The organism is Brachyspira pulli (genome assembly GCF_036997785.1).
Taxonomy (GTDB): domain Bacteria; phylum Spirochaetota; class Brachyspiria; order Brachyspirales; family Brachyspiraceae; genus Brachyspira; species Brachyspira pulli.
On sequence record NZ_JAWLQI010000121.1, the window covers coordinates 1 to 3023 of the forward strand.

Here is a 3023-nt window from a genome sequence, read left to right on the forward strand (position 1 = left end):
TTTTTATATTATTTTTATTGAAAAATATTTATAAAAATATATAATCTATCAAACGATTTTTAATTAAAGAGGTTATTATGGAACTAAATTACAAAAAAATTGCAGAAGATATAGTTTCTAAAGTTGGAAAAGATAATATTAGTTCAGCTAGTTTTTGTGCTACTAGATTAAGATTAATGGTAAATGATAGAGAGAAAATCAATGATTCTGAAGTAGAAAGTATAGAAGGCGTAACTGGTGTTTTTTATAATGCTGGACAATATCAAATAGTTTTAGGTAAAGAAGTTAAAAAAGTTTATGACGAAGTTATAAATTTAGGTGTTACAGCTCTATAATTATATTATCTATCTAATTAATGAAATGTATCTAATAACTAAAGTTTAACAATTATAAAATTATAATATTGTTAAACTTTAGTTTTCAAATTCCAATTCTTCAAATGAATCTTTATCAAGTAATTCGTAATGATATCCCTGTTCTGTTAAGAATAATTGTCTTTTATGAGCGAAATCTTCTTCTTTAGTATCAGTTGTAATTATAGAGAAGAAATAACTTTTATTTTCACCTTTTTTCGGACGTAATACTCTTCCTAATCTTTGAGCTTCCTCTTGTCTTGAACCGAAAGTACCAGAAATCTGTATTAATACATTAGCATCTGGTAAATCTACAGCCAAGTTAGCTACTTTACTAACTATTAAAGTAGTAATTTCACCAGTTTTGAATTTTTTATATATTATATCTCTTTCACTTTGAGGAGTTTTTCCAGTGATTATAGTATATCCGGTTCTTTTTTTCATTTCATTTAATTGATCAAGATATTGACCTATTATAAGAATGTTTTTACCTTTAAGTTTTTCTATAATTTTTTTTACTATTGTATATTTAAATACATTTTCACTTGCTATTCTGAATTTTACTTTATCGCTTGATACAACGTAATCAGATCTATGACTGTCATCTAAAGGTATTCTTATATCATAACAATATGCCTCAGCAATAAATTTTTTCTCCTCTAATTCACGCCAAGGTATATCAAATTTTTTAGGCCCTATCAAACAAAATACATCTTTCTCAAGTCCATCTTCACGTACAAGTGTAGCTGTTAATCCTAATCTTCTCATACTTTGAATTTCACTTGTTAATTTTATGATAGGAGCTGGAAGTAAATGCACTTCATCGTATATAATGAGTCCCCAATTATGTTGGAAGAATAATTCAAAATGTACAAAAGGGGATTCTTTATTTTTTCTATAAGTTAATATTTTGTAAGTTGCTATTGTTATTGGTTTTATTTCTTTATTCAAACCATTATATTCTCCTATATCTTCAGGAGGAATATCTGTTTTATCTAATATTTCATCTCTCCATTGTCTGCAGGCTGTAACACCAGTAACTATAATAAGAGTTTTAGTTTGTGTTTTATACATTGTTGCTATACCAACAACAGTTTTTCCAGTACCGCAAGGCAAAGCTATAACACCAGCACCGCCTTCAGGTTTACCATCAGCATAAAAAGCTTCTACAGAATTTCTTTGATAATCTCTTAAAGCAAAATCATCTCCGCTTGATGGAAGTTTTGTTCTCATATTAAAATGATATGGTTCACCTGTTTTATAACCAGCTAAATCTTGAACAGGATATCCTATATTGATAAGAGCTAGTTTTATATGACCTCTATATGTGGCATCTATTTCCAATTTATTTTTGTTAACTTCTGCTTTTATATATTTAGTCATTAATTTATAATGTAAAATTTCATCTATAATATTTTTATCTTCGCTTATAAGATAATATTTTTCATCTTCTTTTATTATTTTTATTCTTCCATATTTTTCAATGCTTGTTTCTATTTGTTTTACGATATTCTTTGGTATTTCATAAGAAGTATATTTTTTTAAGAAACTAATTATTTGTTCTGAAGTATAATTTAAACTTGCAGCATTCCATAAAGATACTAATGTTATTCTATATGTATGTATATATTCTGGACTTTTTACAAGTTCGGCGAATACAAGCATAAAATTTCTTATTTCTTCAAAATGTTTTGTACTAACATCTAAAAGAATTGTACCATCGCCCTGAACTATGATAGGAGCATTCTTATTCAATTTTTTTTCCTTACATTATAATTGGATAATGATTTATATATTAGTTATATTAATTAATAAACATTATTTTCTATTAATGAAATAGTTTCTCTAAATATATTCAAATATTCAACATTATTAGTATTTTGAGTAATCCATGATTTTAATATATTTAAAGCTTTAGTTTTATCATTTTGAGCTAAATAAACATCTGATAAACTTAAAGTTGCTTGCGGATTTAAATAGCTTTTTGGATATGCTTTAGTAAAGTTTTCCAAAGTTGATGCAGCTTTAGCATAATTAGTTAATTCTATTTGAGTATTAGCTAAATTGTATATAGCAGTTTCTTGTAAATAGAATCCTCTCGAATTAGCTACTTCCTGATAGTATTTTTCTGCTTCAGTGAAGTTTTCTATATCATAATAAACAGAACCTAAAGCATAAGCTGTTCTTAATTTCAAAGTTTTACCTTTAGCAGCAGAATATACTTTTTGGAATCTTGAAGTAATATCTATTATTAAAGCAGGATCATTTAATTGTTCTTTTGGTAATTGTGCATTTTGATATACATTATATAATGCCAATGCAGATTCAAATTGTATATTATTATCTTTGTCTTGGCTTTCTATATTAGCTTTATATACTAAAATACCTGCGATAATTACTACTATAAGTGCAAATCCAGATATGAATATTATTCTATTATTATAAATATATGTGAATATTAATTCAGCATTTTTTTGTAGTTTGTTTGTATTTTCAGACATAAAAATCCTCTTAAATTTATAAATAATGAATAATCAATTATAATAATTAAACATAAAAAAATCAAGTGTTTATTTTACAATTATTTATTATATATCATCTTTGAAAATTTGCACAGGAGCCAGACATATTGCATTAAGTATTCCTTAGTTTTTTAAAGTATAACATAGG

3 protein-coding genes are annotated in these 3023 nt (G+C 25.6%); 1 reads left to right on the forward strand and 2 read right to left on the reverse strand.

The annotated features are described in order from the left end of the window. The first annotated feature begins 77 nt into the window (after positions 1 to 77). Positions 78 to 335 (forward strand): PTS transporter subunit EIIB, encoded by a 258-nt coding sequence (locus R4K56_RS14565; protein WP_297296976.1) that lies wholly within the window; start codon positions 78 to 80, stop codon positions 333 to 335. A gap of 78 nt (positions 336 to 413) precedes the next feature. Here the strand turns inward: R4K56_RS14565 and R4K56_RS14570 are convergent, their stop codons facing one another. Next, a complete protein-coding gene (locus R4K56_RS14570; RefSeq protein ID WP_335756699.1) occupies positions 414 to 2108 on the reverse strand; it encodes a DNA repair helicase XPB in 1695 nt (564 codons plus the stop codon). Between the two features lie 53 nt (positions 2109 to 2161). Further along, entirely contained in the window at positions 2162 to 2854 is a 693-nt protein-coding gene (locus R4K56_RS14575) for a tetratricopeptide repeat protein (RefSeq protein WP_335773193.1), read from the reverse strand. Positions 2855 to 3023: the final 169 nt, after the last annotated feature.